The 13,580-nt window shown below is 64.7% G+C and carries 15 protein-coding genes; 6 read left to right on the top strand and 9 right to left on the bottom strand.

All coding sequences use genetic code 11. The annotated features are described in order from the left end of the window. Window positions 1-4: 4 nt before the first annotated feature. The 4 genes from cyoD to cyoA form a co-directional block, all read right to left on the bottom strand. On the bottom strand, window positions 5-385 hold the full coding sequence (gene cyoD, locus MKK67_RS25940) for a cytochrome o ubiquinol oxidase subunit IV (RefSeq protein ID WP_243957443.1): 381 nt from the start codon (window positions 383-385) through the stop codon (window positions 5-7). After that, window positions 382-1,014, bottom strand: a complete 633-nt coding sequence (cyoC, locus tag MKK67_RS25935) for a cytochrome o ubiquinol oxidase subunit III (RefSeq protein WP_243957444.1) — start codon at window positions 1,012-1,014, stop codon at window positions 382-384. Before cyoC ends, cyoD begins: the two co-directional genes overlap by 4 nt. Further along, entirely contained in the window at window positions 1,011-3,008 is a 1,998-nt protein-coding gene (gene cyoB, locus MKK67_RS25930) for a cytochrome o ubiquinol oxidase subunit I (protein WP_243957445.1), read from the bottom strand. The genes cyoC and cyoB overlap by 4 nt, the downstream gene beginning before the upstream one ends. Window positions 3,009-3,076: 68 nt before the next feature. Then, on the bottom strand, window positions 3,077-4,207 hold the full coding sequence (gene cyoA / locus MKK67_RS25925; protein ID WP_243970934.1) for a ubiquinol oxidase subunit II: 1,131 nt from the start codon (window positions 4,205-4,207) through the stop codon (window positions 3,077-3,079). A 151-nt stretch (window positions 4,208-4,358) separates the two neighbouring features. Here cyoA and MKK67_RS25920 point away from each other — a divergent pair, with 151 nt between their 5' ends. Further along, entirely contained in the window at window positions 4,359-5,690 is a 1,332-nt protein-coding gene (locus MKK67_RS25920; protein WP_243957459.1) for an MFS transporter, read from the top strand. Further along, on the top strand, window positions 5,680-6,060 hold the full coding sequence (locus MKK67_RS25915) for a hypothetical protein (RefSeq protein ID WP_243957447.1): 381 nt from the start codon (window positions 5,680-5,682) through the stop codon (window positions 6,058-6,060). Before MKK67_RS25920 ends, MKK67_RS25915 begins: the two co-directional genes overlap by 11 nt. 39 nt (window positions 6,061-6,099) lie before the next feature. Here the strand turns inward: MKK67_RS25915 and MKK67_RS25910 are convergent, their stop codons facing one another. The 4 genes from MKK67_RS25910 to MKK67_RS25895 form a co-directional block, all read right to left on the bottom strand. After that, entirely contained in the window at window positions 6,100-7,035 is a 936-nt protein-coding gene (locus MKK67_RS25910) for a PDR/VanB family oxidoreductase (RefSeq protein WP_243957448.1), read from the bottom strand. A 4-nt stretch (window positions 7,036-7,039) separates the two neighbouring features. Then, window positions 7,040-7,609 carry an MOSC domain-containing protein gene (locus MKK67_RS25905; RefSeq protein ID WP_243957449.1) on the bottom strand — a complete coding sequence of 190 codons (570 nt, stop codon included), beginning with the start codon at window positions 7,607-7,609 and terminating at the stop codon, window positions 7,040-7,042. Further along, entirely contained in the window at window positions 7,606-7,998 is a 393-nt protein-coding gene (locus tag MKK67_RS25900) for a Rid family detoxifying hydrolase (protein WP_050735886.1), read from the bottom strand. The genes MKK67_RS25905 and MKK67_RS25900 overlap by 4 nt, the downstream gene beginning before the upstream one ends. Window positions 7,999-8,107: 109 nt before the next feature. Continuing rightward, entirely contained in the window at window positions 8,108-9,436 is a 1,329-nt protein-coding gene (locus MKK67_RS25895) for an MFS transporter (protein WP_409568442.1), read from the bottom strand. Window positions 9,437-9,604: 168 nt separating this feature from the next. On the opposite strand from MKK67_RS25895, the gene MKK67_RS25890 reads away from it, so the two are divergent. After that, a complete protein-coding gene (locus tag MKK67_RS25890; RefSeq protein WP_050735884.1) occupies window positions 9,605-10,216 on the top strand; it encodes a helix-turn-helix domain-containing protein in 612 nt (203 codons plus the stop codon). A 500-nt stretch (window positions 10,217-10,716) separates the two neighbouring features. On the opposite strand, the gene MKK67_RS25885 is transcribed toward MKK67_RS25890, so the two are convergent. Continuing rightward, window positions 10,717-11,448, bottom strand: coding sequence for an autoinducer binding domain-containing protein (locus tag MKK67_RS25885; protein ID WP_243970933.1), 732 nt, complete (start codon window positions 11,446-11,448; stop codon window positions 10,717-10,719). 172 nt (window positions 11,449-11,620) lie between these two features. On the opposite strand from MKK67_RS25885, the gene MKK67_RS25880 reads away from it, so the two are divergent. From MKK67_RS25880 to MKK67_RS25870, 3 genes are all read left to right on the top strand, one after another. Then, a complete protein-coding gene (locus MKK67_RS25880; RefSeq protein ID WP_243970932.1) occupies window positions 11,621-12,253 on the top strand; it encodes an acyl-homoserine-lactone synthase in 633 nt (210 codons plus the stop codon). A 16-nt stretch (window positions 12,254-12,269) separates the two neighbouring features. Beyond that, complete coding sequence (locus MKK67_RS25875) at window positions 12,270-12,449, top strand: hypothetical protein (RefSeq protein ID WP_147853238.1); 180 nt, start codon at window positions 12,270-12,272, stop codon at window positions 12,447-12,449. Window positions 12,450-12,578: 129 nt separating this feature from the next. Further along, a complete protein-coding gene (locus tag MKK67_RS25870; RefSeq protein ID WP_313899042.1) occupies window positions 12,579-13,133 on the top strand; it encodes a MucR family transcriptional regulator in 555 nt (184 codons plus the stop codon). The last annotated feature ends 447 nt before the right edge of the window (window positions 13,134-13,580 follow it).

Here is a 13,580-nt window from a genome sequence, read left to right as displayed (position 1 = left end):
CGGCTCAGCGCATCGTCGACATGGCGCCATCCGGCATCGGCATCATGTTCGTGTTGAGGTGGTACATCACCCACACCGAGCCGCCGATCGTCAGCACCACGATCACGGCCGTGAACAAGAAGGCGAGCAACGTCCAGCCGTCCTCCGACTGCGTATCGAGGTGCAAGAAGCTGACGACGTGGACGACGATCTGGACGAGTGCCAGCGCGAATATGATTGCCGCCGTCACCGCCGGATCAGGCAGCGCCGCGGACATGACCAGCCAGAACGGGACGACCGTAAGCAGGATCGAGAGCGCGACGCCGATCCGGTAGCCGCGGCGGCTGCCATACCCGTGAGCGGCCCCATGACCCTCGGGTGCGAGATGGACGGGACGGGTGCTCAACGGATCACTCCATACAGGTAGACGAAGTTGAAGACGCCGATCCAGATGATGTCCAGGAAGTGCCAGAACATGGACAGGCACACGACCCGGCGCCTGATCTCGCTCGTGAGCCCGTGCTGGCTGATCTGGACGAGCATCGTCACGACCCAGATCAGCCCGACGGTGACGTGCGCGCCGTGCGTCCCGACCAGGGTGAAGAAGGCGGACAGGAACGCGCTGCGCTGCGGACCGGCCCCTTCGGCGATTAGGTGCGAGAACTCGTAGAGTTCGACGCCGACGAAGGCGGCGCCCAGCAGCCCGGTCACCGCGAGCCAGAGCCGCGTCGGGCCGATCCGACCCGCCTCCATGTGCGGCATGGCCTGTCCGAAGGTGATGGACGAAGCGAGCAGGAGCGCCGTGTTGAGGGCGACCAGCGGCAGATCGAAAATCTGCCGTGGGACGGGACCGCCGGCGTAGCTGGTGCTCACCACGCCGAACATCGCGAACAGCGAGGCGAAGATAAGCGCGTCGCTCATCAGGTAGATCCAGAAGCCCAGGACCGTGGAGCCACCGCCATGGTCGTGATCGTCCGGATCCAGGTGGTGCCAGGTAATGGCGACCTCGCGGGCGTCGGTTGTGCGATGGGTCATCTCAAGCCCTCACGGCCAGCGGCTGCCGCGCGTTCCGTCGCCGCGACCTCGGCGGCCGGAATGAAGGTGTCGCGCTTCAAGTTGAAGGTGTGTCCGACCGCCAAGGCGAGCAGTGCGACGAAGGTCAGGGCGGCGAGCCACCACATGTACCAGACCATGCCGAACCCGAGGGCGAGCGACAGGCCGGCGAGGATCACACCCGTGCCGGTGTTCCGCGGCATGTGGATCGGGCGGAACTCGTCCGCGGGCCGCTGGTAGCCGCGCGCCTTCATGTCGTACCACGCGTCCAGGTCGTGCACGACGGGCAGGAAGGCGAAGTTGTACGCTGGCGGCGGCGACGAGGTGGACCATTCGAGCGTCCGGCCGCCCCACGGGTCGCCCTTCGTGTCGCGCAGCTCCTCGCGCTTCACGAAGCCCATGACGATGCTCATCACGAAGCCGAGGATGCCGACGAGGATGATGAGCGCCCCGATCGCGGCGATGACGAAGTATGGCTGAATGCTCGGGTCGTCGAAGTGGTGGACGCGGCGGGCGGTACCCATCAGGCCGACCACGTAGATCGGCGTCCAGGCGACCCAATAGCCCACCACCCAACCCCAGAAGGCGACCTTCCCCCAGAACGGGTCGAGCTTGAACCCGAACGCCTTGGGGAACCAGTAGACCATGGCGGCGAACAGCCCGAACACGACGCCGCCGATGATGGTGTTGTGAAAGTGCGCCACGAGGAAGAGCGAATTGTGGAGCACGAAGTCCGCCGGCGGGATCGCGAGCAGCACGCCGGTCATGCCGCCGACCACAAAGGTTAGCATGAAGGCCACCACCCACATCATCGGCAGCTCGAAGCGGATGTCGCCGCGGTACATCGTGAACAGCCAGTTGAAGACCTTTGCCCCCGTGGGGATCGAGATCACCATCGTGGCGATGCCGAAGAAGCTATTGACAGCTGGGCCCGCCCCCATCGTGAAGAAGTGGTGCAGCCAGACCAAGTAGGACAGGATGGTGATGACCACAGTCGCGTAGACCATCGACGTGTAACCGAACAGACGCTTGCCGGTGAAGGTCGAGGTGATCTCCGAGTAGATGCCAAACGCGGGCAGGACGAGCACGTAGACCTCGGGGTGACCCCAGATCCAGACCATGTTCCAGTACATCATCGGCGCTCCGCCGAGCTCGTTGGTGAAGAAGTTCGTCCCGACGTAGCGGTCGAGCATCAGCAGGAAGAACGCGACCGTGAGCGCCGGGAAGATGGCAATCGCCAGCACGTTCGAGCACAGCGCAGTCCAGCAGAAGACCGGCAGCTTCATCATGGTCATGCCGGGCGCGCGCATCTTGATGATGGTCGCCACCATGTTGATCGCCGACAGCGTCGTACCTACACCCGCGATCTGCAGCGACCAAAGATAGTAGTCGACGCCGGTATCCGGGCTGTAGGACAGCTCGGCCAGCGGCGCGTAGGACAGCCAGCCGGTCCGGGCGAACTCGCCGATGAACAGCGAGATCATCGTCAGCACCGCGCCGGCCGCGGTGAGCCAGAAGCTCAGGTTGTTCAAGAATGGGAAGGCGACGTCGCGTGCGCCGATCTGGAGCGGCATCACGAAGTTGATCAGGCCGACCACCAGCGGGATCGCCACGAAGAAGATCATGATCGTCCCATGGGCAGTAAAAATCTGATCGTAGTGGTGGGCGGGCAGGTAGCCCTCGTTGGCCCCGAAGGCGATCGCCTGTTGAACCCGCATCATCAGTGCGTCGGCGAAGCCGCGCAGCAGCATGATGATGCCGAGGATGACGTACATGATGCCGATCTTCTTATGATCGACGCTCGTGAACCACTCCCTCCACAGATAGCCCCAGAGCCGGAACCACGTCGCCGCGCAGACGATGGCGAGGCCCAGCAGCGCGACGACGACGAAGGTACCGAACAGGATCGGCTCGTGGATCGGGAACGACTCCCAGCCCAGGCGGCCGAAGATCGTCTTGAGTGTCGTTTCGGTCATGATGGTCCCGTGGACGAGAGATTAGGCCTGCTCTGCGCCCCGGGAGCGGCAAAGAGCTCGATGTCGGGCTACTGGAGGTCGCGGTTGCGCCCATCGCCCGGCTTAAGCTGGCCGGGGGTCTCGGGCTCGACCGGCTTGGTGACGTTCGGGCTCGTGCCCTTCTCGTCGGGTGACTTCTCCAGCGCAGACTTCGGCTTGATGCCGGTCAGCGGCTGCGCCTCGCGGCCCGGCGGCATGGCGGGGGCCGGGTGCGCATGGTGCGGATGTCCGCCGCTCGCCTGCATGTCCCGCCGCATGACGTCGATCATGCACGGTTTGCCGGGTTCGATGCAGCGGTTGACCGCGCGGTCGAACAAGCCATTCTGGACGGAGGCGAAGTGCATCACCGGCACCTTCTCGCTCGGCTTGACCAGCTCGACGAGGGTGGACAACTCCAAACCGCTTTCGGCTGCCTTCACGTCCGCCACCCAGCGGTCGAAATCGGCCCCTTCGACGCCACGCAACTTGAAGCGCATGTCGGAGTACCCACGGCCCGTGTAGTTGCCCGAGTACCCCCAGCTTTCGCCGGGCTTGTTAAGCACCGCGTTCAGTTCCGAGCGCATGGTCGGCATGGCGTAGATCATGCCGGCGAGGGTCGGTGCGTAGAAGGTATTGAACTGGTCCGTCGAGGTGATCGAGAAGCGCACCGGCACGTTCACCGGCAGTGCCAGCTCGTTCACGGTCGCGATCCCGAGGTCGGGATAGATGAACAGCCACTTCCAATCGAGCGCCACGACTTGGACGTTCAGCGGCTTGGCGTTCGGCGGAACGGGAACGCCCGGCGCGAGGCGCTCCAGTGGGCGGAACGGGTCGAGCAGGTGGGTGCTCGTCCAGGTCACCGCGCTCAACGCGATGATGATGAGCAGCGGGCAGGACCAGATCACCAGTTCGAGCGTCGTCGAATGGTCGAAGCTGGGATCGTAGATCTTGTTCGGGTTACCGCTCCGGTATCGGTAGGCGAACAGCACGGTCAGCACCATCACCGGCACGATGATGAGCAGCATGACACCGACCGAGAACAGGATCAGGTTGCGCTGCTGATAGGCGACATCGCCGGTCGGGTTCATCACCACCATGTCGCAGCCGCTGAGCAGCAGCGGCAGGACGAGGAGTGGGAGGCCGGTGGCCCGTTTCATGAGGCTGGTTGCTGGGCTGGGCATGGCCCTTCGAATAGCCGCCGAGCTTCCGGTCGACTTTGACCGCGGTCAAACCGCGCTGGATTTTCAGCCGCTATGGTTGGTGGCCGGCCCTGATGTCTTGCGGGCGCCCGGAACAAGGCCCCGCGGCGGGGTGGAGGGGAGGATCGAACGAATGGCAGCCACGACCGCCAGTGCCGCGAGCTCGACGCCGCTGGAGCGCGACGCCCGCCTCGTCAACGCGCGGGAGCATCGGATCCGGCCCGGCGAGATCGCGGTGGGCGTCATCATCGGGCGGTCGTCGGAGTTCTTCGACTTCTTCGTCTACGCGATCGCCTCGGTACTGGTGTTCCCGTCGCTGATCTTCCCCTACGCCGACGCGCTCACCGGCACGCTTTACTCCTTCGCGATCTTCTCGTCGGCATTCGTCGCTCGGCCCTTCGGCGCGCTCGCGTTCATGTGGGTCGACCGCAGGCACGGGAGGGGGGTCAAGCTGACTGTCGCGCTCTTCCTACTTGGGGGATCGACCGCCGCCATGGCGTTCTTGCCCGGCTACGCACAGGTCGGAGGTGTCGCAGCGGTTATTCTGGCCGTGTTGCGGATCGGGCAGGGCTTCGCCCAGGGCGGCACCTGGGACGGGTTGCCTGCACTCCTGTCGCTTAGCGCACCGCCGGAGCGGCGCGGCTGGTTCCGAATGGTCCCGCAGCTCGGCGCGCCCATCGGGATGTTCGTGGCCAGCGCCCTGTTCGCGTTTCTGCTTCTCACGCTGAGACCGGCGGACTTCCTCGACTGGGGCTGGCGGTACCCGTTCTTCGTCGCCTTCGTGATCAACGTCGTGGCGCTGTTCGCCAGGCTGCGGCTGATCTCGACTCCCGAATTCGAACGCTTGTACCAGAGCCGTGAGCTCCAGCCGTCCCCTGTGGCCGGCCTGTTCCGCGAGGAATGGCGGACTGTGATCCTCGGCGCGTTCGCTCCCCTGGCGAGTTTTGCGCTGTTCCATCTCGTCACCGTGTTCCCGCTCTCGTGGGTGGTCCTCACGTCTAGCGACGCTCCGCTGAACTTCCTGGTGATCGAGCTTGCCGGGGCGGCCGTCGGATTGCTGGCTGTCGCCTTGTCCGGGCTTATAGCCGATCGGATCGGCGGCCGAACGGTGCTTGGTTTGTCCGCCATCCTGATCGCCGCCTACAGCGGCTTCGCCCCCCAGTTGCTCGGCAGCGGCTTGGCGGGCGAATGGACCTACGTGCTGCTCGGCTTTGGGCTTCTGGGGCTCGCCTTCGGTCAGTCCTCCGGTGCGTTAAACGACAGTTTCTCGTCTCGGCATCGCTACACGGGCGCGGGCACGACGGCGACAGCCGCGTGGTTCATCGGCGCCGGCTTCGCGCCGCTCGTCGCCCTGCTGATGGCAAGTACCTTTGGGCTGGTCTCAGTTGGGGCTTACCTCCTCTCCGGGGCGGTCTGCACGCTCCTGGCGCTGGCCCTCAACCGGCGGGGGGGCCGTGCATCGTAGTGGCTCCAAGTTCCTGCTGCGTGACAGCAACATCTCGGCGCCGCTGCGTTGGAAGCGGGAGCGATTCAACCCGTCTGCTTCACGCCACCGGTTGCCAGAAACCGGACAGACAGCTTTTGGCCAGACTACGCCATGCCGGATCGCCGATGGGCGCAAAAGCGATCGTTCGGCTTGGCGCCCAATGCAGCCATCTGACCGCGTCACCGCCGAACTTGAAAGCGGACTCGCTTCGAAGCGCCCGTCCGACAAAGCCAGCGGCGGTCGCTCACTCATTGAAGGCAAGGCGATTCAGCTCGTGGCACTGCATCTTCTCGTTCAGGGCATGGCCGAGACGGTGGCCTTCATCACGAGCGGCCCGTGCCGGGGCTGAGGCGCCCCGGTCAATGAGCCGGGGTCGCGCTGCAAGTGATCAGAGGGCGAGCGTCACGGTCCCGCGGGCTCGGGAGACACAGGGCATCAGGTGGTCTAGGCGTCTGGCCTGGGGCAGCACGACGTCGCGGTGGATCACGTCGCCTTCCCGATAGCCGCATTCGCAGGCGCCGCACACGCCGATCTCGCAGGACGAGGGCATCTTGACCCCGTTCTGGCGCAGGACCTCCAGGAGCGAGGTTTCGGCGGGGACATGCAGGGTCGCGCCAGTCGAGGCGATCTGCACATCGAAGGGTTCGGGCACGTAGCCCTCATCGACCAGAGGCGCGAAATGCTCGACATGCACCTGCTCCGCCGGCCAGCCCAGCGCCTGCACCGCCGCCGTCAGACGCTGGGGTCCGCAGGCGTAGAGGTGGGCGCCGTCCTCCGGCGGCCCGAGCGTCGCGGGATCGAGCCGTCGGCCCTCCGCAGTGTACCAGCAGTGCAGGCGTTCACCGCAGACCGCGCGCAGCTCCTCCAGCAGGGGGGCATGCGCGGCAGAGCGCGCGCAGAGGTGGAGTGTGAAGTCGCCCCCGGTCGCGGCCAGGTGCCGTGCCATGGCGGCGACGGGCGTCACGCCGATACCGCCGCCGATAAGCACGTGGTGGCGCGCCCCGGCGGCCAGGGGGAAATGGTTGCGCGGATGCGAGATGGGGACGGTTGTGCCGGCGGCGAGGTGGGCATGCGCCCAGGCCGAACCGCCACGCCCCGCCTCCTCGCGTTTGATCGCTAGAACGTACCGGCTCCGGTCGGCGGGGTCGCCGCAAAGAGAGTACTGCCTCACCCGCTCGTCCGGCAGGCGCAGGTCGACATGGGCGCCGGGCTCCCAGGCGGGCAACTGAGGGCGCTGCGGATGGACGAGGGTGAGGCGCACCACCTCCGGTGTGGTGGCCAGGGCCTCCACGACCGTCAGCTTCATGACGATGCGGGCGGACATCGCCTTACTCCACCAGGGTGATCGGATCGCCCGGCCGGATGATGCCGCCGCGCTCGATCCCGCAATTGAGGCCGGAGCGGTTGTAAAGCGGCAGGTAGACGGGGAGGCCGAGCAGTTCCTCAAGGTATTTGCACGGGAAGTTCAGCCGCCCCCCGCGCAGGATCACCTCGCCCACCCGGAAGCGGCGGCCGACGAGGTGGTTGAGGGGCACACCACGTACCGTGAGGTTGCGGCGGTGGTCGATGGGCGCCAGGTGGATCGGCCCATCCTGAAGCGGCGGATCGTTGCGCGCGAGGGCGTCGAGCACCTCGTGCTCGATCAGCGTCACCTCGCGGGTGTCGGCCTTGGGCGAGTATGTGCCGGTGCCGAGGCAATAGCGGTCGCCTTCGATGCCCCGGCCGGCGACGCAGCGGGCCTCCGTCAGCTCCTCCATTTCGTAGCTCGCCGCAGGGGCAATGTGGATGTGGAGCAGGCTGCCCTGCCACCCGGTGGCGCCACCGGGCACGCCGTGGGCGACCGAGCCGACCTTGTGGGCGAAGGCCTCGATATGGGGAGGGGCCGCGGTCGTGCTCATCGGGCGGGTCCTGTCGCGAGGGCGATGGCCTCGACCTCGACCAGGGCGTCGCGCGGCAGGCGCGCCACCTCTACGGTCGAGCGCGCCGGGGCGGCTTCTGGGAAGTGCTCAGCGTAGACGGCGTTCATCGCGGCGAAGTCGTTCATGTTCTTCAGGAACACCGTGGTCTTGGCCACGCTCGCGAGGCTGGCGCCCCCGGCTTCCAGCACCGCCGCTAGGTTGGCAAGCGAGCGGCGCGTCTGCGCCTCGATCCCCTCCGGGAACGCCCCCGTGGCGGGGTCGATCGGCAGCTGCCCCGAGGCGAAGACGAGGTCGCCCACCCGGGTGGCCTGAGCATAGGGTCCCACCGCCGGCGCGGCGGCCTCCGTAGCGATGATCGTTCGGGTCAAAGCCGCCCTCCTTCGAGGCATTCTTGCCTGATTTATATTCCACCGCAGTGGACGAATGTCCACAAAAGGGTCGTAGGGTTTTGCATCAATGATGCGGCCGTCACCTCGCTCAGTCGATGGGCCGCCGGGCTGTTTCGGGTGCCAGGTAGGTGGCCACGAGCGTCACGCAGGCGAGGACGATGAGATAGGTCGAGATCGGCCATGTCGCCCCGCCGCTCCAGGTGAGGAGGGCGGCGGCGATCAGCGGGGTGAAGCCGCCGCTCAGGGCCGCGCCGACCTGGAACCCGAGGGAGGCGCCGCTGTAGCGCAAGCGGGCGTGGAACATCTCGGACATCCAGGCGGCCCCGGTCCCGAACATGATGCCCTGGCCGAAGCTGAGGGCGACCGCGACTGTCAGGGCGATGATGGTCGGGTTACGGGTGTCGAGGAGTTGGAACATCGGGAAGGCGAAGGCGATCGAGAACAGGCAGGCGGCCACGAACAAGGTCTTGCGGCCGTAGCGGTCCGACAGCCAGCCGAAGGCCGGGATGGTGAAGAGTTCGATCACCGCTGCGATCAGGATCCCGTTGAGGATCACGCCGCGTGACAGCCCGAGCTGGCCGGTGACGTAGGAGATCGAGAACACGGTCACCACGCTGACATAGGCGATCTCCGAGACCTTCAGGCCCACCGCCTTCAGGAACAGGCCCGGATGCTCGGTGAGGATCTCCATCACCGGCAGCCGGGCCGTCGCCGCTTTTGCCTTGATCGCTCGAAAGGCAGGGGTCTCGTGCAGCCGCAGGCGGATGAACAGGCCGACGAGGACCAGCGGCGCGCTCGCCAGGAACGGCACCCGCCAGCCCCAGGACAGGAACGCCTGCTCCGGCAGGAGGCCGGTCAGCGCGAAGGCGCCGATCGAGAGGATCACCCCGATCGGGTATCCGAGCTGGACGACGCTACCGTAGAACCCCCGCCGCTCCTGCGGCACGCTCTCCACCACCATCAGCACGGCGCCGCCCCATTCGCCGCCGATCCCGATGCCCTGGACCAGCCGCAGGGCGACGAGGAGGACCGGGGCCAGGATGCCGATCTGCCCATAGGTCGGCAGGCAGCCGATCAGGAAAGTGCCGATGCCCATGATCATCAGGGTCAGGGCCAGCATGGCCTTGCGCCCGACCCGGTCACCGAAATGGCCGAACACCGCCCCGCCGAGGGGCCGCGCCAGGAAACCCACGGCGTAGGAGCCGAACGCGGCGATGGTCCCCACCACCGGATCGATGCTGGGGAAGAACAGCTTATTGAACACCAGTGCGCTGGCCGTTCCGTAGATCAGGAAGTCGTACCACTCGATGGTGGTGCCGATGACGCTCGACCAAACGATCTGGCGGCGGTCCGCAGGGGTCACGGGATCCTGCGCGGCCAGCAGGGTTCCATCCATCGGGAGGGCGGTGTCGAGCATGTCGGACATCCACTTTGCAGGAGGAATTTCCACTCCAGGTGATACAAGCCGCGTGCCAACCGAACGCTTCGGTCCAGCGGACACGGCCGCGCCGGTCGTGCTAAGTCCCTCCCGCGAGCTTCCGGGAACGTGGGAGCGCTCTGGCCGGGGGACCAGGACGACGTGCCGATGACGGTCATGACAGAGGGGCGGCGCGAGCAGGCCGACGCGGAGGCCCGCTCGCAGCTCCAGGTGCTCGCCGAAGAAATCCGGCGGCGGCGCAAGGAGCGAGATCTCTCCCTGGAGGCGCTGAGCGCCCGCTCGGGGGTGAGCCGTTCGATGATCTCCAAGGTGGAGCGAGGCGAGGCGGTGCCATCGACGGCGGTGCTCTCGCGGCTCGCCGAGGCCCTGGACGTGACCTTCTCGCGCCTGATGTCGCCGGCCACCGACCGGGAGGTGCTGCTGATCCCCGCCGCCCGCCAGCCGGTGCTGCGGGACGAGGAATCGGGCTTCCTGCGCCGCTGCCTCTCACCGGTCCTGCCGGGCCGGGGGATCGACATGGTGCTCAACACCCTGCCGCCGGGGGCGACGGCGGGGGAGTTTGTGGCCCACCGCAGGGGCGTCTCGGAATACATCTTCGTGCTGAAGGGGCGCCTGCGCGCCGTCATCGGAGAGCGGTCCCTCGTGGTCGAGGAAGGGGACAGCCTGTATTTCGAGGCCGATGCCGGGCACGCCTTCACCAATCTCGGGGCGGAGGCTTGCCAGTACTTCCTGGTCATCGACGCAACGCGGCTGCGGTGAGCGTAGCCTTCCACGCCGGATAAAAGTCGCCCCTAGAACAACAGCGTTGGAGAATCGCCGTTGGCAGCTTGAGCGGCCGAGTTGAAATAGTAGCAGTCCGTACGCTCAACCGGTGGACCTTCTTGGAAGCCGACCGGCAGCTTCCGGTCAGATGCTGTCGTTCGTGGCGGCTCAGACGTTGGCGCCCGGAACCATCTTTTATCGGCGCGTGATGTGCGGCCTGCGTCAAGAAGTCCGGTTTGTTCGTTCTTCGATTATGCGGAGCGCCTCGAGCCGCTCATCGTCGTTCTGAAGTGCGCAGAAAGCCCGAATCAACCTGGCGAGCAGGTATGTGCCGTGCAGATCACCGGCCTTGTCTAGTTCGACAGCAACTTCAGTCGCAAACGTTTGCACAGGTACGCTGAGGGCTGCCGCAATCAATCGCAGAAGATGATCGTCTCGCTCGTCGTGCTCCAAGGGCTACTCGAATTTTCTGTCGGCCGATGCGGGATGCCCCGTACCTAGACGATCAAACCGAGCCGGAAACCCTCGGCGACAGACTGAGCCCGATTGCGTGTTCGAAGTTTCGTGCGCACCCCGCGCAGGTGTGAGTCGACCCCGTGTTCCGAGATGCCCATGATCTCGCCGATTTCCCAATCGGTTTTTCCCTCAGCGGTCCACTGAAGGGTCTCACGCTCGCGCGGTGAAAGGCCGGCGGATTGTTCAATTGGCTGGCCGCGCACAAGGAGGCCGTGACCGAAGGCGTAGCTCGCGACAAGCGTCAGCATTCCGCGATGCTCAGGGGCTATCTCGAGCCGGCGGCCCGCAAAGCTCATCCCGCCGATCTCACCCTCGACGGTCGTCAGGGGGACCGTGTAGCCGTCGCGAAGGCCGAACTCGGCCGCCTCGTTCATGATTTGAACAGCGGTCTCCGACGTCGGCGACGGAAGTGCGGGGTCGCGCCAGCCAAATCCCGTCTGCCTGTGCAGGGTTTGAACGACGATCGGATCGTGTGCGGCGTAGCGCCGATGCAGGTACCGTTGCCGCCACTCGTCGGGAACGCTTTCCATCACCAGGAACTGCCGGTTGAAGCCGGTCAGGGCGGAAGATGTAGGGAGAAGCCCGGCGATGATCGCGTCGATCCCAAAACCCGCGAGTTGGCGGTGTACGGTTGAAACCACTTCGGGAACGCTGACAGCTCGGTCAAGCTCTTTGAGCAACTTGAGCGTGTGATCGAGTGATTTTCGGCTCACGACAGCCCCAATCGTCTGCTCTCGAAAGCTTCGAGCCGCGTTTCAACTGACGATAGCACCGAGACCTCATCTCCGGAAATAGCCCACACCGCGCAACAAACGGGCGGACACCACGCGTTCGCGTGGTGTCGCGCGCCTCGTCGGGCGGGCACACCAAGCACGGAGGTGTTTCATGATTCAAGTCATCACTGCCGCGAATATCGATCATAACCGAGACCTAATGGAGCAAGCGTGGCGCCTGCGGCATAGGATTTTCGTGGAGGAGATGGGCTGGGCGGCAATCGCGCGCGATGACAAGCGTGAGATCGACGAGTTTGACGACGAGCACGCCGTCCATCTTCTAGCAGTCGACGAAGATGAGGTTGTGGGATACTCCAGACTTCTTCCAACTGCACGCCCCTACGTTCTCTCCACGCATTTGCCTCAGCTTTGCGAAGGCGTGCCACCCTCCTCGCCGCATATCGTCGAATGGAGTCGGATCGGCGTCGCCGGTTCCGCTCGCACCTCGGGCCGTCGGCTTAATCCAACAGCCCTGGCCATTCTCACAGGCATCGTCGAGTGGGGGTTGTCGCGAGGCCTGAAAGGCTTTGTCTCCGAAATGCCGACGAGTTGGCTTCTACGGCTGCTTCAGTTGCATATCCATGCCCTGCCACTTGGGCTTCCGCAGATGATCGATGACGTCGAGATCGTCGCGGTCAATGCCGGCTTCGACGGCCGCAGCCTCCGACAGCTCCAGAAGATGCGCGGAAGCACGGACTCGGTCTTGGCGCCAGAGAGCCGGGTCGCTGCCCGGCTGGCAAGCTGAAGAAGGCCACCATGTCATGAGCAACGCGCTGGCCAATGGCAGCCATGTCGATGACGGGGGTGAGCTCATAAGGCGCGCCGCCGAGCAAGCCTTGGATCTTCGACAAACCGTCAACGAACTTATTGACCCAAAGCTACGCGAACTTGTTGACGTCGTACTGATCGAACTTGGATTTCTCCTTTCCAAGCTAAAATGACGATCGCTTTGAAAAACATCTCCAGGCAACAGAACCTACAAGTAACGACAATTCGCAGCCTGCTTTGACTGTCAACACAGCTTCCTGTCGCTGGAATCCTTCAAAAGTCCAGCGACAGGCCGCTTATTTATGCAAATATCTACTGGCTCTGGAAGACCCAGCAAGTGGAATCAGTCTTATGCTTTTGCCGGTAGTAGGGGGGGCAATGTGAGGAAAACTTCAATGACTAAAATGTCTTCTCAAGATTTACTGCCACACTCATGCCTTAAGCTAGCAGCTGAGATCACGGCCGCCTATGTGACCAACAATCACATCGCAGCCGCTGATCTGCCAGGCTTGTTCGAGTCCATTCATTGGGCACTCTGCAACCTGGGACAGCCATCAGACGAACTCCATTCAGCCATCGCAACCACTGAAGTCCCAACTCCTGCACAGATCCGCAGATCGGTCCAGCGTGACCACATCATGAGCTTTATTGACGGACGTTTGTACAGGACCCTAAAGCGACATCTCACCGCCCACGGTCTTACGCCTGAGACGTACCGTGCCCGCTACCGCCTGCCCAGCGACTACCCGACTGTGGCCCCCAGCTACGCTGAGCAACGCTCGGCGATTGCAAAGGCGATCGGTCTTGGGGTACCGGGGGCACGGAGTGTTCGACACCCGCAACAAGCCGCAGAATGAGACCCGGAGGCTCACCTTTCGCCCGAACCAAGATCCGGGGAGCCCTCCGATAGCCCGAGAACTCGCATAGGCCGTTGATCACAATCGGGGTCAACCTCGGCATGGCTCAAAGCCATACCTCAGGGAGGGCTACTTTTAAGGGGGGAGTCACGTCAACGGTGAGGTCTACGGCGCTACGGTGGCAAAGCACCGCGTGGTTTGTCTCTCAGTTGGCGGGAAGCAGTCTTTCCTCTAGCGGTTAGGTTGCGACGATCAAATGCTTGATGCTGGGGTCGAACGTTTTCGACACGAGTTATCCGGTCAGGTCCTCCATCCCGGAGAGCAGCTGGCCGTTTGCCAAGCCCCGCTCTTCGCATGACCGGTGGTGAACGGCGCCCTGAGGTCGGAGCCGGCATCACCCTTCAGGAACTGGCACCGAAGAAGGAGCTTGGCTCACCGAGTCGGCCA

Origin of the sequence: Methylobacterium sp. J-072 (assembly GCF_022829425.1) — a bacterium.
GTDB lineage: Bacteria > Pseudomonadota > Alphaproteobacteria > Rhizobiales > Beijerinckiaceae > Methylobacterium.
Note: the sequence above shows the minus strand (reverse complement) of the source record. Positions and strands in the feature narration are given on the sequence as shown.